We start from the raw sequence: 20,783 nt of genomic DNA, 5'->3' as shown, positions 1-20,783 counted from the left end.
CCGCCTTGCGCCCCTTGCGCCGGGGCGGGCGGCTCCTGCCGGAAGAAGAGGGCGGCCCGCTTTCCAGGCCGCCGCCATTCCGATTATATTCAGTAGCGCGGCCGGGCCCGCAGCGGGTCCGGCCCTGCGTTTCTTTCCGGGAAAGACCACTTTTTTCATGTCGGAGGGCCGATGAGGCAGACCAAAGCAGCCGAGGGGGCGTCCCCCAGAGTTTTCGCCCTTGTTCCAGCCGCCGGGGTCGGCTCCCGCATGGGGCTCGGGCGGCCCAAGCAGTACATGGAGCTCGCGGGCCGCACGATGCTCGAGGCGACGCTCGAGGCCCTCTCGGCCGTGAAGGAGCTCTCCTGCATCGCCGTGGTGGTCTCCGCAGACGACCCCTGGATCGGCGGCCTCAGGCTGCCCGCCTGCGCCCGGGTGGTGAGGCGGGGCGGCGCAAGCCGCGCGGAGACGGTACGCGGGGGGCTCGAGTGGCTGCTGCGGGAGGCGAGCCCCGCGGCACGGCCTGACGACTGGGTGATGGTGCACGACGCGGCGCGCCCCTTCGTGCCGCCCGAAGACCTCGAGCGGCTGCTCGCGGCGGCGCGCTCAGGGGGCGGCAGCGGGGCGATTCTCGCCCTTCCCATGACCGACACCGTCAAGCGAGTCGACCGTTCGGGGCGGGTGCTCGAGACGCTTGACCGCAGCGAGCTCTTCCGGGCCGCGACTCCGCAGGTGTTCCGCGCCGGGGAGCTCGCGGCCGCGCTCTCGGGAGACCTTTCGGGCGTGACCGACGAGGCCTCGGCGATCGAGCGCTCGGGCGGCGGGGTGCGCGTCGTGCCCGGCAGCCCCTGCAACTTCAAGGTGACGCTGCCCGGCGACGCGCGGATCGCGAGGCTCATCGCCCGCGAAGGAGAGGAGAAGATGGATTTGCGAGTGGGACAGGGCTGGGACATCCACAGGCTCGAGGCGGGCCGCAGGCTGATCCTGGGCGGGGTTGAGATCCCCTTTGAAAAAGGGCTCGCGGGGCACTCGGACGCCGACGCGCTGCTGCACGCGGTGACCGACGCGGTGCTCGGGGCCGCGGGACTGGGCGACATCGGGGAGATGTTCCCGCCCTCGGAGGCGCGCTGGAAGGATGCGGACAGCCGCGAGCTGCTCGCCTGCGCGATGGAGCGCGTGCGGGGGGCCGGCTGGGAGGTCGTGAATCTGGATGCCACGGTGACCGCCGAGCGCCCGAGGCTCACGCCCTGGAAGAGCGCGATCCGCGCGAGCGTGGCCGCGGCGCTGGGCGTTCCCGAGGCGCTCGTGAACGTGAAGGCGAAGACCAAGGAAGGCCAGGACGCGGTGGGAGAGGGGCTGGCGATCGAGGCCTCGGCCGCCGTGCTGCTCAAAAAAGCCTGAGGCGCGGCGGGGCTCAGGGCCCCGCCTCAAAAGAGGCCTTGCGCCCGGAGGAGAGCCGGGTCAGGGTTTGTCCTTCTCCCCGGCGGCGGGCTCCTGGGACTCCTTCTTTTTATCGTCCTTGCGGCGGGTCTTCTTCGGGGGCTCTGCGACGGGGAAGCGGATTTCGACCGCGAGCCCGCTCGGGTTGTTCTTCGAGAGCTTCACTGCGCCGCCCGAGCGCTTCGCGATCCGGTCGACGATCGCGAGCCCGAGGCCCGAGCCCGTCGAGCCCGTGCGGGCCTTCTCGCCGCGCTCGAAGGGCCGCAGCACGCGCTCCATCTCGGACTCGGGCAGCCCCCTGCCGTGGTCGCAGACCGACAGCAGCGCCTGCCCGTTTTGTATTCCGACGCTCACGAAAACCTCGAGCCTGCCGTCCTCGCAGCGCCCGTAGCGGCTCGCATTGACGAGCAGGTTCTGTACGATGCGGCCGATCTCGACCGGGTGGGCCATGATGAAGACGTCCTTGCGGATCACGCAGTCGAGCGAGACATTCGGGTCCTCGTCCATCCGGGAGGTGGCGATCGCCGAGGCGACGGTCTCGCCCAGGTTCGTGAGCTCGAGCGGCGTGTTCGAGCGCCTCGCATAGGCGAGGAACTGGTTGACGATGTTCTCCATCTGCTCGAGGTCCTGCACCATGGCGTTTCTCGAGTCCTCGGGCAACGAGGCGAGCTCGACCTCGAGCCGCAGCCTCGTGATCGGGGTGCGCAGGTCGTGGCTCACGCCCGCGAGCAGCAGCTCGCGGTCCTCTTCCATGCGCGCGAGGTCGAGCACCATCGTATTGAAGGCGCGGTTCACCTCGCAAATCTCCTTGGGGCCCGCGTCCGGGAGCTTGTCGGGAACTTTGCCGTGGCCCAGCGCCTGGGCGGCGCGCGTGAGGTTGGCGAGCGGCTCGACGATGTGGCGCGTGAGCATCGTCGCGCCGATCGTGGAGAGCAGGAAGGCGATCAGCGCCCACCACAGCCAGTTCGAGCCTGAGGGCTTGTCGAAGATGTTCTGGCGGGTCATGAGCCAGTACTCGTCGCCATCGATCGACAGCGACACCCACAGCCCGGGCTCGCCGTTCACGCGGCCTGCAAGCACGGTGTCGTCGCCCAGGTCCTCCTTCACCATCGACTCGATCAGCTCGACTGTCGAATTCTGCTTGAGCGGCTCGACCCGGTCGCCCGGCTCCTTGGGAAGGATCCGGATCTCGAGCGAGGCGAGGCTTGTGAGCAGGTCGGTGCGGTAGAGGGGGTCCGCCGACACCAGGGCGAAGCGCGTGAGGTTCGTCATTGAGACGATCTGCATTTCAACGCCCTTGGCGACCGGCAGCTCATTGAAGGTCCAGTACGTCTGCAGTCCCCCCAGCACGGACAGCGTGATGAGGAGCATCAGCATGGTGAAGGTGCGCCAGAACATGCTGGAGCCCCGGTAGGTCAGCTCTTCCCGATCCTTGCTCATAAGCTTGTGATTCTAAGGGCGGGCGGCAGGCGCCGCCCGCATGGCCGGTCAGTTATGGCCGTCGGGGATGAAGACGTAGCCCAGGCCCCAGACGGTCTGCAGGTAGCGCGGCTTGCTCGGCTCGGGCTCGATCAGCTTTCTCAGGCGCGAGACCTGCACGTCAAGCGAGCGGTCGAAGGCCTCGTACTCGCGGCCGCGGGCCATCTCCATGAGCTTGTCGCGCGACAGCGGCATGCGCGGGTGGCGCGCAAAGGCCTTCATCACGGCAAACTCCCCGGTCGTGAGCGGCACGGCCTGGCCGTTTTTCCTGAGGACGCGGGTGCCGAGGTCGAGCTCGAAGTCGCCGAACTTCACCACTTCGTTTTCACCGGCGGGGGCCCCGGGCGTCTCGACGGCGGGCTGGCGGCGCAGCACCGCGTGGATGCGGGCGAGAAGCTCGCGCGGGTTGAAGGGCTTCGGAATGTAGTCGTCGGCGCCCAGCTCGAGCCCCACGATGCGGTCCACGTCCTCGCCGCGGGCGGTGAGCATGATCACCGGGGTCTTGTCCTTCGCGGCACGTAGCCGCTTGAGGATGGCCAGCCCGTCCTCGCCCGGCAGCATCAGGTCGAGGATGAGAGCGTCGAAGCGCTCGCGCATCCACAGCCTGTTCATCGACTGGCCGTCCTCGGCCACGAAGACCGTGAAGCCGTTTTCCCCGAGATAGCGGCGCAGCAGGTCGCGCAGCCTCGGGTCGTCGTCCACCACCAGAATCTTGGGTTTGCGCTCAGAGGGCATCTCTTGTTTCCTTTTAAAGCAATTTTCCCCGCCTCAGCCACGGGCGGGAACTCTGTTACATTTTCCTCTGTTACAAATTTTCTGCCTTGCAATAAAACAAGCTGTAACAATTGAATTGCGGTTGAAAAGAATTTCACGGGACATCCGGCGGCATTTGACATACGATAGGAATCGCGGGGCAGCAGGCTGATTTCCTGCCGTCCCCTTCCTTAAAACCCATTGCCTGCTTCATGAAAAAGAGTCTATTCATCGCCGCGCTGGCCGCGACGCTCGCCTCCTGCGCCACGCTTGCCCAGGAGGCTCCGGCCTGCAACCGCTCCTGTACGGCGGCCGAGTGGTCGGGGCTCTCGCTGCAGGAGCGCGCCGATATCTGGCCTGCCATGAGCCGTGAGGCGAGAAAGCGCCTCTGGTCCTACATGACCGAGGGCGAGCGCCAGGAGCTGCGCGACAAGCTGCGCCCGATCCGCCGCGACCAGATCCGCCGCCGCTATGACTGCATGGTGGTCCCCGCGGGCGGACCCGCGGAGTTTGACTCGCTTTCGCCCAAGGAGCGCCGGTACCTGCGCCGCCAGATCATGGAAGTGCACATGGAGTACCAGCACCACGGGCTCTTCCCGCACGACCGTCCGGCCTCTGGCCCGGGTCCGGCCGGGCGCCCCTGAGGCCGTGCGCCGCTTCCTTGCAGGGCCCGGGGCCGCGTTAAAATCCGAATGCTGAGGCTGCGCGCCGCTTTTGATTAAAGAAGCGGCTCCTTTCGCGCACCGTTTTTTTTGATCCTATCGTCATGCCGAACACCGACCCGCTCATTCTCGCCCTTGACACCGCCACACAGTTCTGCTCCGTCGCGCTTGCTCGCGGGTCCCAGTCCGTTCTCGAGGACGAGGGCACGGGCAGCGGGCACTCCGAGAAAGTGCTCCTTATGGTGGACTCGGTGCTTAAGAAAGCGGGCGAGGACTTGGGCGGCCTCGACGCGGTCGCCTTCGGAGCCGGCCCGGGGGCCTTCACGGGTCTGCGGGTCGCCTGCGGCGTTGCCCAGGGCCTCGCCTGGGCGCGCGAAAAGCCCGTCGTCGCGGTCGGCAACCTGCAGGCGCTTGCCTTCAGGGTTCTGGAGCGCGAAGCCCCCGGCACCCGGGTGCTCGCGGCGATCGATGCGAGGATGCACCAGGCCTATGCCGCGGTTTACGAAAAGGGCGGGGACGGGCAGGCTCCGAAGGAGCTCGAGCCCCCTGCGCTCTTTAATCCGGAGGAGCTCGCGCCGCTGGCCGGGCGGCTCGGGGCCGGGCTCGCGGCAGGCAGCGCCCTTGCAGCCTTCCCCGACGCGCTCCGGGGCACGGGTCTGCGTCTCCTGCAGGACGAGCCGCGGGCGACGGCGCTTGACATCGCACGGCTCGCCCGGATCCTTTTCCTGGAGGGCCGCGCCGTTCCCGCCGAGCAGGCCGCCCCCCTTTACGTCCGCAACCGCGTGGCGCTCACGATCGAGCAGCGCGCAGCCGGAGAGAAGCTTTGAGCGCGGCGTTCACCCTTCGGGACATGACGGCCGGAGACCTCCCGGCCGTGATGGCGATCGAGCTCGAGGCCTTCGAGTCCCCCTGGACTCTCGCCGACTACCGCTCGGCCCTCGCCGGCCGGGCCCGCTGCCGCGTCGCGGTGGACTCCGAAGGCGTCCTTCTCGGCTACTGCGTGACCGGCCAGGCGCTTGACGAGGCGGAGGTCTACACCGTCGCGGTCTCGCCGCGTGCGCGCCGCCGGGGCGTCGCCCGCGCGCTGCTGCACGATTTTTTCCGCTACTCGAAAGAGGGCGGGGTCACGAAGATCTTCCTCGAGGTGCGGCCGAGCAACGCCGCGGCCCGCTCGCTCTACGCGGGCGAGGGGTTCGTGCAGGTCGGCCGGCGCCGCGGCTACTACAGCTGCGCCGACGGCAGCCGCGAGGACGCCCTCATCATGGAAAGGAGCGAGCCGGATGCCGCTTGACGCCGAAAGGTCGCGAATCTGGGAGGCTCTCGGCATAGGTCCCCAGTGGATCGAGCGCGGGGCCGAGGATCCGCTGCTTCCCTCCGGAACGCGCGCCAGCGCAGCTCCCGTCTCCGCCCCCGCCCCCGCCCCTGCGCCAGTCCCTCCGCGTCCGGCTCCCTTCCGGTCGCCTGAGCCTTCCGGGCGGGCGCAGCCCGCGGCGGCGGCCGCCGTTGCTGCCCCGCAGGCCCGGCAGGCTGCGGCCCCCGCTCCGGCTCCGGCCGCCTCCGGCCCCTCCGCCCACGAGAAGACGCTTGCCATTTTCGAAGGCATCGGGTCCGCCACCTGGGAGGAGCTTGCGCGGCGGGTTCCGCTCTGCGAGGCTTGCGGCCTTGCGAAGACCCGGATCCGGACGGTCTTTGCCGACGGAGCCCCGGGCTGCCCGCTTGTCATGGTGGGCGAGGCCCCCGGCGCGGAAGAGGACATGCAGGGAAAGCCCTTCGTAGGAAAAAGCGGGCAGCTGCTCACCCACGCGCTCGAGGCGGTGGGGATCGAGCGGGGACGCGACGCCGCGATCGTGAACGTGCTCAAGTGCCGCCCGCCGCACAACCGCGACCCCGAGCCCGGCGAGGTGACGCTGTGCCGGCACTTCCTCGACCGCCAGCTCGAGCTTCTCGCTCCGAAGGCGCTCGTTCTCATGGGCCGCCCCGCGGCGAGCACGGTGCTCGGCACGGACCTGTCGATCGCGAGGCTGCGCGGCGTGGTCCACGAGGTGGAGATCGGCGGCCGGCGCGTGCCCGCGATCGTCACCTACCATCCTTCGTACCTGCTGCGAAGCCTGACCGAAAAAGAGAAGTTCTGGCACGACCTGCTCGCCGCCAAGCGGCTCCTCGCGGCGGCATAATGCCTCCTGAACCCCGGGCTGGCCGGGCACAGGAAGTTTTTCGCTTATGAAAAAGCTGGTCATTACGTCAGGCGGCTTCGCGAAGGCGGATCCGCAGCTGTTCTCGGAGCTCGAGAGGGCGGGCTACGAGGTGCAGAACCTGAGCGGCAGGTTTCAGCCGAACAGCCCCGAAGACGACATCATCGGGGCGCTTGAGGGGGCGCGCTCGGTGATAGCGGGCCGGGAGTCCTACAGCCGCCGGGTGCTCTCTGCGCTGCCGGAGCTCAGGCTCATTTCGCGCTGCGGCGTGGGCTGCGACTCGATCGACCTTGAGGCCTGCCGGGAACTCGGGATCACGGTCTGCAGGGGCGTGGGCTCGGTCGAGGGAGCCGTGGCCGAGCAGGTTATGGCCTACATTCTCTTTTTCGCCCGCAGGGTCGACCTGCAGAGCTCGATGATGCACGGCGGCATCTGGAAAAAGGTGCTCGCAAGAGGCGCGAAGGGTTCCACCCTGGGCCTCGTGGGGTTCGGCGGAATCGGACGCGAGATCGCACTTCGCGCGAAGCCCTTCGGGATGAAGATCCTCTATTTCTGCCGCCATCCGGATCCCCGCTGGGACGAGGCCTACGGGGTGAGCTACGCGCCGCTGCAGGAAGTCATCGCGCGCAGCGACTACCTTTCGGTCAACACGCCGCTCACGCCCGAGACGCGCGGCATGTTCGGCGCGAAGGAGTTCGCCGCAATGAAGCAGGGGGCCGTTTTCATCAACATCGCGCGCGGCCCGGTGGCCGACGCCCGGGCGCTGGCCGCGGCGCTAAAAAGCGGGCACCTCGGGGGCGCTGGGATCGATGTCTACGACAGCGAGCCCTGCACGGACTCGCCGCTGCGGGAGTGCGAAAACGCGGTTCTCACGCCGCACTCCTCCACCTTCACCGGGGAGACCCGCCTGCTGATGGCGAGAGCCGCCGCGCAGAACGTCCTCGACTGGGAGCGCGGCGCCCTCAGCCCCAGGGCCCGCGCGGTTTGAAAAGGGAGCTCGCCGGGGGCGGCGGTTTTTTCAGAACTTCTTTTCCTCTCCGATCTGCCCGGAGAGGTCATGCATCAGGGCGTTCTGCCGGTGGGTGCGGATCACGAGCACCATGCCGAGCGCGACGAAAGCGCCGAAGATTGCCATGATGGAGCTGGTCGAAAGCCCGCCTTTGATCATGAGCGAGTAGACGCCCAGCATGATCAGCATGGAGCTGTTCTCGTTGAAGTTCTGGACCGCGATCGAGCGCCCGGCGCTCATGAGGACGTAGCCGCGGTTTTGCAGCAGCGCGTTCATCGGGACCACGAAGAAGCCGGCGAGCGCCCCCACGACGATCATGATGAGGCCCGCCACGATGATGGAGGCGCCGATCGTGATGCCGCCGGGCAGAGAAATGTCATAGGGCAGCATGCTGCGCTTGAAGAAGGCCGCGAGGATCACGATCACGCCCATCACCACGCCCATGGGCAGCACGGACAGGGATTTCTTGATGGGGATGAAGCGCGCGGCGCTCATCGCGCCGATCGCGATGCCGATTGAAACGGTCGCCTGCAGCACGGTGGCCTGCGACAGCGACAGGCCGAAATTGGTGTCCGCCCAGGCGAGCACGAGGAACTGCAGGACCGCCCCCGCGCCCCAGAACATCGAGGTCACGCAAAGCGAGGTCTGCCCGAGCTTGTCCTTCCAGAGCACGAGGCAGGAGCGCATGAAGCCGCAGAAGGTCTTCACCGGCTCGAAGGAGCTCTTCGGATAGCGCGCCCCGGTGTCAGGAATGAACAGGTTGATGAGCGCGGACAGGCCGAAGATGAAGAAGATGATGAAGATCGCGGCGCGCGCCGTCGTGTCGATCCCGATCGCCCGCAGCGCGGGCAGCGCCGCGAGCGGCCCGGTGACCGAGGGTAGGATGAGCGCGCCGCCCAGCACCACGCCCAGGATGATGGCGATCACCGTGAGGCCTTCGATCCAGCCGTTGGCCACGACGAGCTTCGAGGGCGGCAGCATTTCAGTGAGGATGCCGTACTTCGCGGGCGAGTACGCAGCCGCCCCCAGGCCCACGATCGCGTAGGCGAGCAGCGGGTGGCCGCCGAAAAGCATGAGCAGGCAGCCCAGCATCTTTACGTTGTTGGTGAGGAACATCACCCGCCCCTTCGGCATGGAGTCGGCGAAAATGCCGACATAGGCCGCAAAGACGATATAGCTGATGGTGAAGCACAGCCTCAGCAGGGGCGTCATCCAGTCCGGGGCGGATATTTCGGTCAGAAGAGCGATGGCGGCGATAAGCAGGGCGTTGTCGGCCAGGCTTGAAAAAAACTGCGCCGCCATAATCGTGTAAAAGCCGCGATTCAATTCTTTTCCTCTCAGGAGTCTCTTTTTTTATAAGCACCCGCCGGCGTGGGGCCGCGAGAATTTTCTGGAAAATTGTAAAGCCTCGGGACGTTTGAAATAAAGAAATAAACGAATTTAAGTAACAGGTGTAACTGCGGGGATGCCGCGGCGCGGGCATCGGCAGGAGGGGCTGGTCTCCTGCCCCTGCCCGGAGGCCGTGGTGGTAGAGTGGTGCGGAGAAAGCGCGGGCGGCGCGAGGGAAGGCCGCCGCGCTGTTACAAAAAAGGAACTGAAATGCCCCGTCCAATTGAGCTCGTGATTGATATGAACGCGCTGCGCCACAATGAGGCGAAGATGCGGGAGGCGGCCGCCGGCCGCACGCTTTGGGCCGTCTGCAAGGCCAACGGCTACGGCCACGGCCTTGCCAACTGCCTCAAGGCCTTCGAGGATGCCGACGGGATCGCCATCCTCGACATCGAGGACGCGGTGAAGGCGCGCGAGCTCGGCTGGAAGAAGCGCATCCTCATGATCGAGGGCTTCTTCGACGCGGAGGACCTCCCGGTCCTCGAAAAGGCGGACGCGGAGGTCGTGGTGCGCGACCTGCGCCTGATCGAGCTGCTCGAGCAGTCGCACATCCGCCACATCGCCTGCCACCTCAAGGTGAACACCGGCATGAACCGCCTGGGCTTCAGACCCGCTGAGATTCCCGCGATGAAAGAGCGCCTGCAGAAGATCCCCTGCGTGGAATACAAGGGCATCGTGACGCATTTCGCGAACGGCGAGCGCTCGTACACGGCCGACGGCCCCGCGACCGTGGCGAGGCAGATGCAGCGCCTGGGCGACCTGGCCAGGACGGAAAAGGGCGTGTGCCTCGCGGCGACCACCGGCATTCTTTTCCACCCGGAAGTGAAGGGCGACGCGGTGCGGGCCGGCATCGCCCTCTACGGCGTGAGCCCCGACAGCACACTCACGAGCGAAGATCTCGGCATCATCCCGGCTCAGACCCTGCGCGCGAAGCTGATCGCCATCCAGCACCTCGAGCCCGGCGAGGCCGTGGGCTACGGCTCCAAGTGGATCGCCCGCAGGCCCTCAAGGATCGGCGTCATCGCCTGCGGCTACGCCGACGGCTATCCGCGCGCAATGCCCAACGGCTCTCCGGTTTATGTGGCGGGCCGCATTGCCCCGACCACCGGCGCCGTCTCGATGGACATGATGGAAATCGACCTCACGGACATCCCCGAGGCGGGCGAGGGCGACTGGGTGGAGCTCTGGGGCAAACACAACCCGGTGAACAAGGTGGCGGCCTGCGCGGGCACGATCGGCTATGAGCTCATCTGCTCGGTGATGCCGCGGGTGCCGGTGCGCACGGTCGGCTGACGGCAGCTTTTTCCTGAAGGAATGAAGGGACGGATTTTCTACTCCGTCCCTTTTTTAAAAACTTATTGTTTTGTATAAGTTTTTATATATTAGAGATTTAATCTGCGGTTGTTCGCTCCGGTCTGGGAGATGATGTTCCTGAACAGCAGAAAGGAGCATGATCATGAAAGCCAGAGAGAAACAGAGACTGGAAAGGGAATTCTTCCGCCTGATGGCCTCCGACTTCACGGCCGAGCCCGACGAGGGGCTCTTCGGGCCGCAGAGGGCGGCCAAGCCGCGCGCTGCGGGCAAGCCGCGTCCTGCGGCCAAGAGGGGCCGCAGACGCGCCGCGGCTCTTACCGGGGAGGAATACGCTCGGTTTTTCGGCGTCGAGGGCTCGCCCCAGGGCGCATTTTCCTTTTAAAAGAAGGCACGCGCGGGAGCCGCCGCGGGTGCACAATAGGCTGCCCGCGCTGCGAGGGCGCGGCAAACCAAGCAAGGAGCGCCTTTGAAAACCAAGACCGTCTACGTCTGCAGCCAGTGCGGGGAGAGCTTCCCGAAATGGATGGGGCAGTGCCCGTCCTGCAAGGCCTGGAATACGCTGTCCGAATACAAGGTGGAGCAGGGCTCGGGGGCGAGGTTCGGCTCGGCCCGCCACAAGAGCCGCTCCATCATCGAGGCGACGGAGGTGAAAAACCTCGCCGACGTGAAGGCAGAGAACCTGCCGAGGATTCCCACCGGGCTGCGCGAGTTCGACCGCGTGCTCGGCGGCGGGCTAGTGCAGGGCGCCGTCACCCTGATTGGCGGGGACCCTGGGATCGGCAAGTCGACGCTGCTGCTGCAGGTGACCGCGAAGCTTGTCGCCCAGGGGCTGAAGACCCTTTACGTCTCGGGCGAGGAGAGCGCGGGGCAGGTGGCCATGCGCGCCCAGCGCCTCGAGCTGCCGCCCGAGGGCATCAGGCTCATGAGCGAAATTGAGCTTGAAACCATCGAGCGGGTCATCGTCGCGGAAAAGCCGGACTTCGTGGTGATCGACTCCATCCAGACGATTTTTTCCGACGAGCTCGAGTCCGCCCCCGGCTCGGTCGCCCAGGTGCGCGAATGCGCCGCGCGGCTCACCAGGCTTGCGAAGACCTCGGGCACCACCCTCTTTTTCGTCGGGCACGTCACCAAGGAAGGGTCGCTCGCCGGCCCCCGCATCCTTGAGCACATCGTGGACACCGTCCTTTACTTCGAGGGCGACACCCATTCGAACTTCCGCATGATCCGGGCCTTCAAGAACCGCTTCGGAGCGGTGAACGAGCTGGGCGTCTTCGGCATGACCGACAAGGGGCTCAGGGGCGTCTCCAACCCTTCCGCGATTTTCCTCTCCGAGCACCGCGACAACGTGCCGGGCTCCGTGGTGCTCGTCACTCAGGAGGGCACGAGGCCGCTGCTGGTCGAGGTGCAGGCACTTGTGGATGAAACGCATTCGCCCGCGCCGCGGCGCCTTTCCGTGGGGCTCGACGGCCAGCGCCTGTCGATGCTGCTTGCGGTGCTGCACCGGCATGCGGGCCTGAGCTGCTTTGACCAGGACGTCTTCATCAACGCGGTCGGGGGCATGAAGGTCTCCGAGTCCGCGGCCGATCTGGCGGTTCTGCTTGCGATTCTCTCCTCCATCCGCAACAAGCCCCTGCCGCGCGGGCTCGTCGTCTTCGGCGAGGTGGGGCTCGCCGGCGAGATCCGCCCGGCTCCGCGCGGCCAGGACAGGCTGCGCGAGGCGGCCAAGCTCGGGTTTTCGCGCGCCATCATCCCGAGGGCCAACCGCCCCCGCGCTCCGATCGAGGGGCTCGAGGTGACGGCCGTCGAGCAGCTCTCGGAGGCGATCAGCGCCGTGCAGGGCATGTCGTAAGCCTTTAAGATTAGAAGACTGCGTTATTTTTCCTTCTGCTCACTTCGGATTCTGAAATGATTACTCTGAACCGTCTCCTCCCGCCGGGCTCTGCGCCCGCCCCCGTGCTTCTCGCCCGCATGAAAAAGATCCCGCTCACGTTCTCGCAGCGCCTCGATCTTCCCGCGGCGTTCGAAGCCGCAGGCGAATCCTACGAAGTGAAGGCCCCGGACATGCGCGTGCTCGAAGTGGGCGACATCTTCATGGACGAAAAAGGCGCGATGTACGCGGTCGACGCGGCACCGGAAGCGGTTTATCACGTGACGGGCGACCCCACGATGCTCGAGCAGGCCGCGGCCGCCCTCATGATGAGAGGCTTTCGCGTGATGCAGACCGAGGACGGCTTCGGAGTCGCGGCCGATGAGGCGCTCGGCGCCGCCCTCAAGCAGATCGGGCTGGCCTGCGCCGAGGTGACCGAGCCCTTCACGCCGGTCATCCCCTGCTGCGGCCATCATCACCATGACGGCTGCTGCTGCGGGCACCACCACGACGAGGACGAGGAGTGCGGCTGCGGCCACCATCACCACCACGACGGCGATGAGGACGAATGCTGCTGCGGCGGACACCATCACGACGAGGACGGGGAGTGCGGCTGCGGCCACCATCACCACCACGACGGCGACGAGGGTGAGTGCTGCTGTGGCGGGCACCATCACGACGAGGACGGGGAGTGCGGCTGCGGCCACCATCATCACCACGACGGCGACGAGGGCGAGTGCTGCTGCGGCGGGCACCACCACGACGAGGACGGGGAGTGCGGCTGCGGCCACCATCACCACGGCGAGGGCGAAGAGGGCGGGTGCTGCTGCGGCGGACACCACCATGACGAGAAAGGCTGCTGCGGCCATTCCGGCGAAAAAGCCTGATTTTTCGTCGATAAAAGGGAGCGGGGCGCTCCGCCTGCGCTCCCTTTCCATTGAAGATTGAGTACAATGGGCGGTCTGCGCGCGGGAATGGCGAAATTGGTAGACGCCCGGGGTTTAGGTCTCCGTGCCCGTTGAGGGCGTGTCGGTTCAAGTCCGACTTCCCGCACCACTTTTTTCTACTCTCGTTGATTTTGTTTGATTTTTCTGGTACCCCCAGTTACTATAACTGGCGTTTTCTGATTATTTCTACGCACAGATTACGCATGCGTTTACGCACGGGCATCAGATGGCATCCTTCAGAAAAATACCCAGCGGCAAGTGGCGGGCTGAAATAGTCCTCCACGGCGTCCGCAAGTCGGCAACATTCACTAATCGCCGCGATGCGATGGCCTGGGCGGTCCAGACCGAAGAAAGCATCAGAACCGGGAAAATACACGCCGACATGACATTCGGCGAGATCATGGAGGAATACCGGCAGAAGGAAACTCCGAAGAAAAGAGGCTGCGTTTTCGAGGACCGCAGGCTTCGCTTCTATGAAAACGACCCCATAGCCGCACTATCCGCCGGATCCCTTTCGGTTAAAGACTTCGACGAATTCGTTTCCCGTCGCCTCAATACCATCTCGCCCCGCACCGGCAGGAGATTGACCAGAGGGACGCTGTCGCGGGACATGAACGTTCTCAGTGCCGTGCTTCACTGGGCGATGAGGAGAGGCTACATCAGTTCTTATCCGCTGGACGGATTTAAGTGGCCTGTTCCTGAGCCACATCGGGAGAGGGTGGCTACGGACGAGGAAATCGACAGGCTCTGTTTCATCGCCGGATGGGACAGAAAACACACTCCCAAAAATCAGACCCAGATGGTGGTCGCGGCCTTCTGCCTGTCCTGCGAAACCGGGATGAGAGCCGGGGAAATCGTTGCGATCGAACGCTCGTGGATTTCGGGCAAAGTGCTGCGCATCCCGACAGATGTCACTAAGACCCAGCAGCCGAGAAACATACCTTTGTCGGCCAAGGCGATGGAAATTTTCAAGCTTGTAGAGCAGGCTGATGTAGAGCCTCGGATCTTCGGGCTGGCTATATCCACGAGGGAAGCTCTCTGGAACAAGATCCGGAACAAAGCCGGCCTGGGCGAGGTTAGAGATTCTGCAGGGCACGTCATCAAAGAAGCGCTGCGCTTTCACGACGGCCGGGCAACGTTCTGCACAAGAGCAGCGCAAAAGATCTCCGTTCTCGACCTCGCCCGCATCACGGGTCACCGAGACCTGAAGATGCTGATGAAATACTATCGGCCTACTGCTGAAGAAATCGCCGAGAAACTGTCGGGGGCTGATGATCATGGCTATTAAGGGCAATGGCAATGGCGTTTCCGATTCAATAGCCGATGAGGTTATAGGCGTCCCTAAGGTCGGAATGGTTCAGGAATGGATCTACGAGGCCCAGGAGGTAGAGAAAAAGGGAAGGCGAAGCAGGCAAAAAGCTTCAGACATTCCTTCGGAGCGATCCATGTATATGCCTGTCAAGAGGAAGGATGGGCCGACAATGAAGGAACTGTCTGTCCGGATCGTTCAGACGGACAGGCTGAAGAAGGTCAAGATTTCTCGCTCGACGATGACTCTGTGGCGAAAAGATCCGGATACAGGAATAAATGAGCGGGTTGTTGACGTGGACGTAGTTTCTCCTCTCGAGCCAAACAGCGAAAACACTGAAAGGTGGCCGCATTTCCACAGAGGAAAGAAAAGAGAGAGGTTTGACAAAGATAAAGCGAAAGCTCTTGGTAATCCCAAAGAACAACTGGATTTCTTCCTGAAAATGTCTAACATGGAACTAGACAAACCAATTGACGATATTGATCCGAATGATTTCAAGCTGGTGTGAAAATGTCTCTGGAACTCAAAACATTGGGCTTCGATTCCTATGCCGTCCCTACGGTTGACGGCACGCCAGCTTATGAGATTGAAACCCCCTTCCGCTTTGTCAATGAAGATGCCTTCTATATTTTCGGGGAGTTCCCCAAAGGGCTTATTCGTTTCTTCGACGAGGGCATGACCGTTCATTCCATGCTGGCGGCCGGGATGGACTTCAGGAACGGGAAAAAAAGAAATTCTTTGAAAAATTTTCTACTGAAAAGAGGCGTCACTCTTCTGCCAGACGGCGAGATGGAGATCATCGCAAAGGACTCCACGCCAGTTTATTCCGTGTTCGCCAAATACCTGAAAGCCGTTCTTGATCTGGATTCGTGGGCTCGTGAAAACTTGAGAGAGCCGAAATCCAGGGAGAACTTCGTTTCAACAGTCATGCACTGCTACAACAAAATTCTTCCGGAAGAAAAGATTTCTCTGAAGCCCAGGATCAAAGGACTGGGGGGCAAAGATTTTTATTTTGATCTCGCTGTTGGCAATAACCGCGTTGTTGACGCAATGTACCCCAATCAAAACGAGTGCGCTGGCTTTGCGTTAAAGGCAGCTGGCATCCGCAATCATGGCCGGATATGTGTTGACGGAATTATCGATGATTCCGGGAACCGAGACGAAGCGTTTAAATACCAAGCCATTTTGGCCAGTTCGGGGAACGTGGCCATTCTGTCTGAATTGTTAAAAAAAGCGGCCAATGAATCGGCCTATGCGGACAACCGGGTTCGGTTCGCCTGAAATAATAAAGCCCCTGCGGCGTCTACAGGGGCCTTGTCGCGCTTCATGCGAAAGCCTTTCTTTTCGAATTCGCCCAGGCCAAAACGTCTCCGAGTTTCCACCGCTTGCTTTATTCGAGCTGAAAGCGGATTGGGGTGGGAAAAGTAGGATCTTCGAGGATCGATTGCACGGAGGACGGGCTTGATTTAGTTGTTAACCGTAGAAAGATCGAACTGGCTGCCAATTGCAATCAGGGCGTTTTCAATCGCCTCCATGCTCGCCTTATCCTGCGACATGTCGGTGAGCCTTGAAGCGTTGGCTTGGGGAATGCCGAGTTTCCTGGCCAGTTCATTGACTCCGATTCCTTTCTCAATCATTTTGTTCCAGAGAAGGATCTTTGCCTGAACGCGAGCCGGAACATAAATGTAATGGTCGCCGGCCGCTTTGGGCATGGGAATGGGTTTCCTGTGCTTTCTATACAGGAGATACATCATTCCCGGAAGGGCTTCGCACATGAAATCGAGCGCTTCGGACTCCGTGCTGAATTCGTCTGTTACAGAAGCGCCAAGATCTTCGCTTTCGGCTTTGTATTTGCCATTTGAAAGCTTTGTAAGTTTTACGGCGTATCTCATAAAATATTCCTTGGAGGTGCTTGCTTTGGCGGATGACGCCCCCGGTTTCCCGGGGGCTTGCGGTGCTACTTCTTACGGGGCTCCGCTTTCCGTTCTTCGGTTGTTTCCTTCGGGATCTCTATCTTGACTTTGAGGATCTTGAGATTGATCTCGAAGGAGAACTTCCGTACTACCTTTGTTTCATCCAGTAAGCATCACCTCCTTTCTGATTCAGACAATATCATATTTAGACATTAATAATGGTTTGATATGATATTGGTTTGATTAAAGAAAAACCGTGGCTCTGCTCCACATCTGCGCCTATCCGGGATGTCAGGCGCCATACCTATGTCCGACAAGTACTGCGCAAGGCACAAAGAGAAAGGCAAGGAGCTGACACTGGAGCGCGGCCTCAAGCGGTGGCTTGAGGCGCATTCCCTTGTTCAGATTCTGGAATGGTTTGATTGTGTTGAAACGACGACGGTTCTGACGCCCAAAGGTGCTCAGCGCTGGAGCACGGAGTCCATCCGGCGAGATGAGTTGTTCCTTGAAATGCTGGGGATCACTCACTGAGTTTTCGTGGTTTCATTAGACGACTTTCAGGTTAATAACAATTTGAATAAAGCTGTATTTTCAAGTCCGACTCCCGCACCGCCATCACTCCTTATCCTTGATTTCCTTTTGTTTTTTCCTCAGGTCCGCGGAGCGCTGGCAGCGCGCGCCGTGATTCAGGCTGCCTGTCATGAGCGGGCGGGCAGCTTCTCCCAAAAACTCTGTCCTGGCGGACTATTCCCGGATTTCAACTGGCAAAAGCCCGGTGCTGATGTGCTGAAGTGGTTCGGCCTGCCCGGTGCTGTCCCGGGCTGCGCTTTGGATGACGAAAAGGCTGAAGCCTGGCGGAATCAGTCTGCCCGCTCGCGGTGTGCGGCAGGCATACAGGCGGGACTAAACAGAAGAACCGGCAGGGAAAGCCGCGGCACCTGAGGATTGATTCCCCAGGAAAATCCCCGCGTGAGTCTCCTGTTTTTGGGAAAAAAGGGTTGTTCTGACACAATGGGAAACAAAGAAAAAGCGGGAATGAATTAAAAATCAATGATTTTGAAACGATTGGGGGACGGGGAGAAACCCCATGGTGGTATCCGAGGAGGGGAGCGTACCACTCGTATTTACGGGCTTCCAGTCGGGGATATTTTCTCGTGCCACCCTTCCTGCCACCAGTCCCACTTCACCGAACGCGGTGATGGTTAGAGTCCCACGCTGCTACCACAACGAAATCATTTTCGTCAAGTGGTGAAAATGGTCGCCCGGATTAATGAACAGCTTTCAGAATCGTATCTTTATCCGCTGCTATTTTTGTAGATAGTCCTGCACCTTCCGCTGCCAGGTCGACACTTTCTCCGAGAAGCGCTGCACTTTCTGCGAGAAGGTCTTCGCATTTCCCGAGTCGCTCGCTGCTACTGTCTCCGGCAGCGGCGTGGCTTGCGGCGGCTCGGGACAGTTGAGTACTGAGGTCTTTGGTTGACTGGCGCAGCCGAACAGCGTCAGCCCGCACAGCGCCAGCATCAGCCAGAGCCTTGTCTCGCGCAGCCAGAGCCGTAGCGACCCTCTTTGCATTTTCATTTTCTTTCTCCCTGTATTCGGTTTCGAGTTTCTGGGCCGCTTCAGCCTGTGCGGCCCTGTCTTTCGCTATCTGTGCCTCGTAGGCCGCAGCTGTCTTCTGGTGCCCGTACTGGTAGCCGGCGGCGAAGAGCGTAACTATGTATGCAATGAAGGCAAGAATTTTCAGTAGCGTTAGTTTTGTCATGGCTGCCCCCTCAAGCACGTCCGGTATTCCTTCTCTCTTCTCTCGACTAAACCGGGTAACTTTTTTCCCTTGAAGTAGCACCAGCGCTTAATCTCCGAGCACGCTCCGGCGTAATCGCCGCGGTTCAGCCTCTTCACAAGCGTCGACTTGCAAAACGCCCCGGCCCCGATGTTGTAAGAAAGCGACAGATACGCATCTAGTTCCCCTTGGCTTATCGGGACTTTGATGCAGTTACTTATTCCGGCCTTCGCCGTCTCGGTATCCCGGTACAGTCTCTGGAGCGCCTGCGTCGGCTCGATAGTGTCGCCTTTCTTCACTCCCGTTGTCGTACCCCATCCGATAGTCGGGGCATCGCCCTTTACCGGAACATAAGCCACCGAGGAGTAGCCTTCGTACCCGGCGATCCCTACCAACGTGGCGGCTGATACGGTCATGGCTGCTATTTGATAGCGATTCATGAGAAAAGCTCCCTGAGTCCTCACAGTGATCGGACGAACCCGATTACGCCGAGAACACCTCCGATAAGAGCGCAAGCGACTAAGACTCTCTCTTTCCAATAATGGAAACGCTCTTTTTTGTAGTTATCAATGGCGGCTTGCTGAACTTTTTCCAACCTTTGCTCATCCATAAAAGCCTCTAGCCTGTCTAATCTTTCTTTGGTATCATCTTCCATATAGATGCCACCCATCTATGTCGTGTATTTAGTGCCCGGCCGGAGTTCCAGCTCCCGCCGGGTTTGCTTTTATTCTTCTTCCTTCCCCTTGGATCTAAACCGATCCTTCAGCGCCTGGATGCCCGCTATCGCTTTCGGGATCGCCCCGAGGATGAGAAGCGCTGTATAGATCAGAGTCAGCAGCTGAACCAGCTCGCCAAGCGTCAGTCCTGCAAAATCCATTCCAGCAACTCCCATCGGTAAAGCCCCCTTAGCTAGATTCGGGGAATTAAAAAAGCCGCCTATTCGGGCGGCCGTCTTGTCTAAAAATCTTGACTGAGTCGTGCACATGGTCAGCCCTCCGCCGGCGCATACGATTCGAGCGTCAGGCCAAACAGCAGCCAGAACACAGACTGGAAGATTGCGAACTTGTACGCGAACTCATTCTTACAGGTGAGCGTGCGCGCCAGCCCTTCGATCTGCGGGCATGCGCCGCGGCACATGGACAGCACAAGGCATCTGCGGCACTCCGGCCTCTCGCTCCATGGTTTAAAACAGCGAGAGATATCCACGCCCTCCAGGTCCTCTATCCTCCCGACAAACTTGTCCGGTGTGCAATGATCGTGGCAAGAAAGTACATCCCCGTTGAGATTAACTGCAGCATTATCAGGAGAATGCATGCAGCACTTAACTGCTCTCGGGTTCAGTCTCTTTCGATTCACTAGCATCTGGATAAGGCTGCGGCACTGCTGCTCCAGCGCCGGAAATTTAGCCCACGGTCCGGATGTCATTGCTGTAAAAATGTTTTTTTGGAGCGTGAGCAACTGCTTGTCTGAGAACATCAATTCTTTATCTGTCACTCCTACATGGGTCATGATGCCTTCGAAGTTGATAGGCACAGCCCCGAGTCGGGAATGAATGTGTTCAATGATCTGCTCTATATCTGTATTTGCCGGGGATAGAACGCAATTGATGTTGCAGCGAAGTTTTGAGAACGCAAGCCTCCACAGATCAACCATTTTTGGATCGTCCAGGGGATCCGCACCGCGGAGCTGATAGCCCTGTCCATCATGGCTAAATGTAAGATCAATACGATATTTCTCGCAGAATGAAATCTTGTCTTCAGTTAGAAGCGTCCCATTTGTGATCATGGCAAACCGGACGTTGGGATACATTTCGCGCAACTGAGGGACAAGATTTTTAATAGTCTTCCAATAAACAAAAGGCTCTCCACCCCAGAGTTCGATGACGCCAGTCACATTGACGTTGCCGGCCTTGAGTTTTGCGATGAACGCGGGTACGTCCTTGGGCCCCCAGCACACCTTCTCTAAAGCTCGATCCGACTGCGCGCAATAACGGCAATGCATGTTGCAGCGGAGACCTAACTGTATTCTCAGATCGTAGAGATCCTTGCTCTTGCTGTCGGAGAAAACCTGTCCTCTATGAGTCTGGCCGCTCATATACTGTGATAAGCGCCCATCTTTCGACAGATCAAGAAGTTCGCCCTCTCGCCACAGCTCGTTCGTCACGTTGTCGTATTCCCACCCGTGGCGCGATCCATCTCGCTCCCTAACATTAAGACGCAGTTTCATTCAAAGATCTCCCTAGCCGAACGTACCCCCGGTAGAATCGGCACTCTGCTTTTCGATTTGAAGTAAGAAAACATCCGCCTCCGCAATGGTCCCAAGCAACACATTCGCGGCATCCAGTTCTGACGTTTTCAGCTCCGGACATTAGACGATGAGAACTCAATGTCTCAGGCACCGGATTGTGTTGACATAGGTATTCACGGCCATGTAAATCAACTGTTAGAACCGACTCGTCCCCACAATCAGGCCTCTCTCGCCCGCGCCTGGATGCATGGACAATGATGCTTTTTCGAAGAAACGCAGAAAAACGGTCCTGAGGGTTGGCGACAAGGATTCGAATGTATTCAAGGGCATCATCAACGCTTTTAGCGGTGAGCTTGTCATCCTCAGAGCACTGGCCCACAAGGTGGACTGGCCATAGCTGTACCGGCAGGCTCAGGCCAAGAGATTCATATTTATCTCTCATGGCAGGAATTTCATCTCTCCACCGGCTAGTGACCAGACCCGTTATAAAGCAGTTAGCAAGA

The 20,783-nt window shown here is 61.2% G+C and carries 25 protein-coding genes and 1 tRNA gene; 17 read left to right on the top strand and 9 right to left on the bottom strand.

What is annotated here, in order from left to right:
- Nucleotides 1-171 precede the first annotated feature (171 nt).
- The gene (gene ispD / locus MUN46_RS00250) at nucleotides 172-1,380 is read left to right on the top strand and encodes a 2-C-methyl-D-erythritol 4-phosphate cytidylyltransferase (RefSeq protein WP_243376895.1); all 1,209 of its coding nucleotides are present in this window, start codon (nucleotides 172-174) and stop codon (nucleotides 1,378-1,380) included.
- A gap of 60 nt (nucleotides 1,381-1,440) precedes the next feature.
- Here ispD and MUN46_RS00245 read toward each other — a convergent pair whose 3' ends face one another.
- Nucleotides 1,441-2,859, bottom strand: coding sequence for an ATP-binding protein (locus tag MUN46_RS00245; RefSeq protein ID WP_243376896.1), 1,419 nt, complete (start codon nucleotides 2,857-2,859; stop codon nucleotides 1,441-1,443).
- 48 nt (nucleotides 2,860-2,907) lie between these two features.
- Nucleotides 2,908-3,633, bottom strand: coding sequence for an osmolarity response regulator transcription factor OmpR (gene ompR / locus MUN46_RS00240; protein WP_237978499.1), 726 nt, complete (start codon nucleotides 3,631-3,633; stop codon nucleotides 2,908-2,910).
- Between the two features lie 230 nt (nucleotides 3,634-3,863).
- On the opposite strand from ompR, the gene MUN46_RS00235 reads away from it, so the two are divergent.
- From MUN46_RS00235 to MUN46_RS00215, 5 genes are all read left to right on the top strand, one after another.
- Nucleotides 3,864-4,295 carry a DUF3106 domain-containing protein gene (locus MUN46_RS00235; RefSeq protein ID WP_243376897.1) on the top strand — a complete coding sequence of 144 codons (432 nt, stop codon included), beginning with the start codon at nucleotides 3,864-3,866 and terminating at the stop codon, nucleotides 4,293-4,295.
- Between the two features lie 122 nt (nucleotides 4,296-4,417).
- A complete protein-coding gene (gene tsaB, locus MUN46_RS00230) occupies nucleotides 4,418-5,140 on the top strand; it encodes a tRNA (adenosine(37)-N6)-threonylcarbamoyltransferase complex dimerization subunit type 1 TsaB (protein WP_243376898.1) in 723 nt (240 codons plus the stop codon).
- Nucleotides 5,137-5,604 carry a ribosomal protein S18-alanine N-acetyltransferase gene (gene rimI, locus MUN46_RS00225; RefSeq protein ID WP_243376899.1) on the top strand — a complete coding sequence of 156 codons (468 nt, stop codon included), beginning with the start codon at nucleotides 5,137-5,139 and terminating at the stop codon, nucleotides 5,602-5,604. The genes tsaB and rimI overlap by 4 nt, the downstream gene beginning before the upstream one ends.
- Nucleotides 5,594-6,487: a uracil-DNA glycosylase gene (locus tag MUN46_RS00220; RefSeq protein ID WP_243376900.1), complete on the top strand. Its 894-nt coding sequence runs from the start codon at nucleotides 5,594-5,596 to the stop codon at nucleotides 6,485-6,487. The genes rimI and MUN46_RS00220 overlap by 11 nt, the downstream gene beginning before the upstream one ends.
- Nucleotides 6,488-6,533: 46 nt before the next feature.
- The gene (locus MUN46_RS00215; RefSeq protein ID WP_243376901.1) at nucleotides 6,534-7,493 is read left to right on the top strand and encodes a phosphoglycerate dehydrogenase; all 960 of its coding nucleotides are present in this window, start codon (nucleotides 6,534-6,536) and stop codon (nucleotides 7,491-7,493) included.
- A gap of 30 nt (nucleotides 7,494-7,523) precedes the next feature.
- Here MUN46_RS00215 and lplT read toward each other — a convergent pair whose 3' ends face one another.
- Nucleotides 7,524-8,840, bottom strand: coding sequence for a lysophospholipid transporter LplT (lplT, locus tag MUN46_RS00210; protein WP_243376902.1), 1,317 nt, complete (start codon nucleotides 8,838-8,840; stop codon nucleotides 7,524-7,526).
- Between the two features lie 273 nt (nucleotides 8,841-9,113).
- Between lplT and alr the strand changes: the two genes are divergently transcribed.
- The 8 genes from alr to MUN46_RS00170 all read left to right on the top strand — a co-directional run bounded on the left by alr (nucleotide 9,114) and on the right by MUN46_RS00170 (nucleotide 15,621).
- On the top strand, nucleotides 9,114-10,196 hold the full coding sequence (alr, locus tag MUN46_RS00205) for an alanine racemase (protein WP_243376903.1): 1,083 nt from the start codon (nucleotides 9,114-9,116) through the stop codon (nucleotides 10,194-10,196).
- Nucleotides 10,197-10,359: 163 nt separating this feature from the next.
- On the top strand, nucleotides 10,360-10,599 hold the full coding sequence (locus tag MUN46_RS00200; RefSeq protein WP_243376904.1) for a hypothetical protein: 240 nt from the start codon (nucleotides 10,360-10,362) through the stop codon (nucleotides 10,597-10,599).
- A 141-nt stretch (nucleotides 10,600-10,740) separates the two neighbouring features.
- Entirely contained in the window at nucleotides 10,741-12,066 is a 1,326-nt protein-coding gene (radA, locus tag MUN46_RS00195) for a DNA repair protein RadA (RefSeq protein WP_237978553.1), read from the top strand.
- Nucleotides 12,067-12,122: 56 nt separating this feature from the next.
- Nucleotides 12,123-12,971, top strand: a complete 849-nt coding sequence (locus MUN46_RS00190) for an urease accessory protein UreE (RefSeq protein WP_243376905.1) — start codon at nucleotides 12,123-12,125, stop codon at nucleotides 12,969-12,971.
- An 81-nt stretch (nucleotides 12,972-13,052) separates the two neighbouring features.
- A tRNA-Leu gene (locus MUN46_RS00185) sits at nucleotides 13,053-13,140 on the top strand.
- Between the two features lie 117 nt (nucleotides 13,141-13,257).
- The gene (locus MUN46_RS00180; protein WP_243376906.1) at nucleotides 13,258-14,319 is read left to right on the top strand and encodes a tyrosine-type recombinase/integrase; all 1,062 of its coding nucleotides are present in this window, start codon (nucleotides 13,258-13,260) and stop codon (nucleotides 14,317-14,319) included.
- Nucleotides 14,309-14,848, top strand: a complete 540-nt coding sequence (locus tag MUN46_RS00175; protein WP_243376907.1) for a hypothetical protein — start codon at nucleotides 14,309-14,311, stop codon at nucleotides 14,846-14,848. Before MUN46_RS00180 ends, MUN46_RS00175 begins: the two co-directional genes overlap by 11 nt.
- A gap of 2 nt (nucleotides 14,849-14,850) precedes the next feature.
- On the top strand, nucleotides 14,851-15,621 hold the full coding sequence (locus MUN46_RS00170) for a DUF1828 domain-containing protein (RefSeq protein WP_243376908.1): 771 nt from the start codon (nucleotides 14,851-14,853) through the stop codon (nucleotides 15,619-15,621).
- Nucleotides 15,622-15,806: 185 nt separating this feature from the next.
- Here the strand turns inward: MUN46_RS00170 and MUN46_RS00165 are convergent, their stop codons facing one another.
- Nucleotides 15,807-16,232 carry a helix-turn-helix domain-containing protein gene (locus MUN46_RS00165; RefSeq protein ID WP_243376909.1) on the bottom strand — a complete coding sequence of 142 codons (426 nt, stop codon included), beginning with the start codon at nucleotides 16,230-16,232 and terminating at the stop codon, nucleotides 15,807-15,809.
- A gap of 327 nt (nucleotides 16,233-16,559) precedes the next feature.
- Here MUN46_RS00165 and MUN46_RS00160 point away from each other — a divergent pair, with 327 nt between their 5' ends.
- Nucleotides 16,560-16,784 (top strand): hypothetical protein, encoded by a 225-nt coding sequence (locus MUN46_RS00160; RefSeq protein ID WP_243376910.1) that lies wholly within the window; start codon nucleotides 16,560-16,562, stop codon nucleotides 16,782-16,784.
- Between the two features lie 6 nt (nucleotides 16,785-16,790).
- Entirely contained in the window at nucleotides 16,791-17,195 is a 405-nt protein-coding gene (locus tag MUN46_RS00155) for a hypothetical protein (RefSeq protein ID WP_243376911.1), read from the top strand.
- 325 nt (nucleotides 17,196-17,520) lie between these two features.
- Here the strand turns inward: MUN46_RS00155 and MUN46_RS00150 are convergent, their stop codons facing one another.
- The 5 genes from MUN46_RS00150 to MUN46_RS00130 all read right to left on the bottom strand — a co-directional run bounded on the left by MUN46_RS00150 (nucleotide 17,521) and on the right by MUN46_RS00130 (nucleotide 20,259).
- Complete coding sequence (locus MUN46_RS00150; protein WP_243376912.1) at nucleotides 17,521-18,015, bottom strand: DUF2514 family protein; 495 nt, start codon at nucleotides 18,013-18,015, stop codon at nucleotides 17,521-17,523.
- Nucleotides 18,012-18,473 (bottom strand): lysozyme, encoded by a 462-nt coding sequence (locus MUN46_RS00145; RefSeq protein WP_243376914.1) that lies wholly within the window; start codon nucleotides 18,471-18,473, stop codon nucleotides 18,012-18,014. Before MUN46_RS00145 ends, MUN46_RS00150 begins: the two co-directional genes overlap by 4 nt.
- 20 nt (nucleotides 18,474-18,493) lie before the next feature.
- Entirely contained in the window at nucleotides 18,494-18,703 is a 210-nt protein-coding gene (locus tag MUN46_RS00140) for a hypothetical protein (protein ID WP_237980357.1), read from the bottom strand.
- Nucleotides 18,704-18,757: 54 nt separating this feature from the next.
- Entirely contained in the window at nucleotides 18,758-18,910 is a 153-nt protein-coding gene (locus MUN46_RS00135; protein ID WP_243377343.1) for a hypothetical protein, read from the bottom strand.
- A 110-nt stretch (nucleotides 18,911-19,020) separates the two neighbouring features.
- The gene (locus MUN46_RS00130; protein WP_243377344.1) at nucleotides 19,021-20,259 is read right to left on the bottom strand and encodes a radical SAM/SPASM domain-containing protein; all 1,239 of its coding nucleotides are present in this window, start codon (nucleotides 20,257-20,259) and stop codon (nucleotides 19,021-19,023) included.
- 268 nt (nucleotides 20,260-20,527) lie between these two features.
- Between MUN46_RS00130 and MUN46_RS00125 the strand changes: the two genes are divergently transcribed.
- A complete protein-coding gene (locus tag MUN46_RS00125) occupies nucleotides 20,528-20,677 on the top strand; it encodes a hypothetical protein (protein WP_285230513.1) in 150 nt (49 codons plus the stop codon).
- Nucleotides 20,678-20,783: the final 106 nt, after the last annotated feature.

Source organism: Mesosutterella faecium, assembly GCF_022809315.2.
Classification (GTDB): Bacteria; Pseudomonadota; Gammaproteobacteria; order Burkholderiales; family Burkholderiaceae_F; genus Mesosutterella; species Mesosutterella faecium.
The sequence above is the reverse complement of the archived record's forward strand: the minus strand, read 5'-3'. Positions and strand labels throughout refer to the sequence as shown.

Excerpts from the sequence above, each read along its gene's own strand:
- MUN46_RS00235 (WP_243376897.1), top strand. The coding sequence starts at position 3,864 with ATGAAAAAGAGTCTATTCATCGCCGCGCTGGCCGCGACGCTCGCCTCC.
- MUN46_RS00215 (WP_243376901.1), top strand. The coding sequence starts at position 6,534 with ATGAAAAAGCTGGTCATTACGTCAGGCGGCTTCGCGAAGGCGGATCCG.
- MUN46_RS00175 (WP_243376907.1), top strand. The coding sequence starts at position 14,309 with ATGGCTATTAAGGGCAATGGCAATGGCGTTTCCGATTCAATAGCCGAT.
- MUN46_RS00245 (WP_243376896.1), bottom strand. The coding sequence starts at position 2,859 with ATGAGCAAGGATCGGGAAGAGCTGACCTACCGGGGCTCCAGCATGTTC.
- MUN46_RS00145 (WP_243376914.1), bottom strand. The coding sequence starts at position 18,473 with ATGAATCGCTATCAAATAGCAGCCATGACCGTATCAGCCGCCACGTTG.
- alr (WP_243376903.1), top strand. The coding sequence starts at position 9,114 with ATGCCCCGTCCAATTGAGCTCGTGATTGATATGAACGCGCTGCGCCAC.
- MUN46_RS00125 (WP_285230513.1), top strand. The coding sequence starts at position 20,528 with ATGGACAATGATGCTTTTTCGAAGAAACGCAGAAAAACGGTCCTGAGG.
- MUN46_RS00140 (WP_237980357.1), bottom strand. The coding sequence starts at position 18,703 with ATGGGTGGCATCTATATGGAAGATGATACCAAAGAAAGATTAGACAGG.
- tsaB (WP_243376898.1), top strand. The coding sequence starts at position 4,418 with ATGCCGAACACCGACCCGCTCATTCTCGCCCTTGACACCGCCACACAG.
- MUN46_RS00160 (WP_243376910.1), top strand. The coding sequence starts at position 16,560 with ATGTCCGACAAGTACTGCGCAAGGCACAAAGAGAAAGGCAAGGAGCTG.
- MUN46_RS00170 (WP_243376908.1), top strand. The coding sequence starts at position 14,851 with ATGTCTCTGGAACTCAAAACATTGGGCTTCGATTCCTATGCCGTCCCT.
- ompR (WP_237978499.1), bottom strand. The coding sequence starts at position 3,633 with ATGCCCTCTGAGCGCAAACCCAAGATTCTGGTGGTGGACGACGACCCG.
- MUN46_RS00165 (WP_243376909.1), bottom strand. The coding sequence starts at position 16,232 with ATGAGATACGCCGTAAAACTTACAAAGCTTTCAAATGGCAAATACAAA.
- MUN46_RS00130 (WP_243377344.1), bottom strand. The coding sequence starts at position 20,259 with ATGAAACTGCGTCTTAATGTTAGGGAGCGAGATGGATCGCGCCACGGG.
- ispD (WP_243376895.1), top strand. The coding sequence starts at position 172 with ATGAGGCAGACCAAAGCAGCCGAGGGGGCGTCCCCCAGAGTTTTCGCC.
- MUN46_RS00180 (WP_243376906.1), top strand. The coding sequence starts at position 13,258 with ATGGCATCCTTCAGAAAAATACCCAGCGGCAAGTGGCGGGCTGAAATA.
- MUN46_RS00190 (WP_243376905.1), top strand. The coding sequence starts at position 12,123 with ATGATTACTCTGAACCGTCTCCTCCCGCCGGGCTCTGCGCCCGCCCCC.
- MUN46_RS00150 (WP_243376912.1), bottom strand. The coding sequence starts at position 18,015 with ATGACAAAACTAACGCTACTGAAAATTCTTGCCTTCATTGCATACATA.
- MUN46_RS00200 (WP_243376904.1), top strand. The coding sequence starts at position 10,360 with ATGAAAGCCAGAGAGAAACAGAGACTGGAAAGGGAATTCTTCCGCCTG.
- MUN46_RS00135 (WP_243377343.1), bottom strand. The coding sequence starts at position 18,910 with ATGGATTTTGCAGGACTGACGCTTGGCGAGCTGGTTCAGCTGCTGACT.
- radA (WP_237978553.1), top strand. The coding sequence starts at position 10,741 with ATGGGGCAGTGCCCGTCCTGCAAGGCCTGGAATACGCTGTCCGAATAC.
- MUN46_RS00220 (WP_243376900.1), top strand. The coding sequence starts at position 5,594 with ATGCCGCTTGACGCCGAAAGGTCGCGAATCTGGGAGGCTCTCGGCATA.